Below are 236 nucleotides of genomic sequence, written 5' to 3' on the forward strand. Positions count from 1 at the left end.
GTTTCTAAAAGTTCTACTGAACTTGCTTGCTCTTCGTATGAAGGCGCTGCACGGTGAATAGACATACGGTCTTCTTCGCCGATTGGGCCAGCTTCATCGATTGGCTCACCAAGTACGTTCATGATACGACCAAGTGTTGCTTTACCAACTGGAACTTGAAGCGCTTCACCTGTGTTTGATACTGCTGCACCACGACGTAACCCGTCTGTAGTACCTAGTGCGATAGTACGTACCAC

Annotated in this window: 1 pseudogene; it reads right to left on the minus strand. The window is 48.3% G+C overall.

Annotation, left to right across the window (positions count from 1 at the left end):
- Positions 1-236, minus strand: a pseudogene (locus tag R2R70_RS23085) (F0F1 ATP synthase subunit beta); the annotation flags it as partial.

The organism is Cobetia sp. SIMBA_158 (assembly GCF_046566945.1).
Classification (GTDB): domain Bacteria; phylum Pseudomonadota; class Gammaproteobacteria; order Pseudomonadales; family Halomonadaceae; genus Cobetia; species Cobetia amphilecti.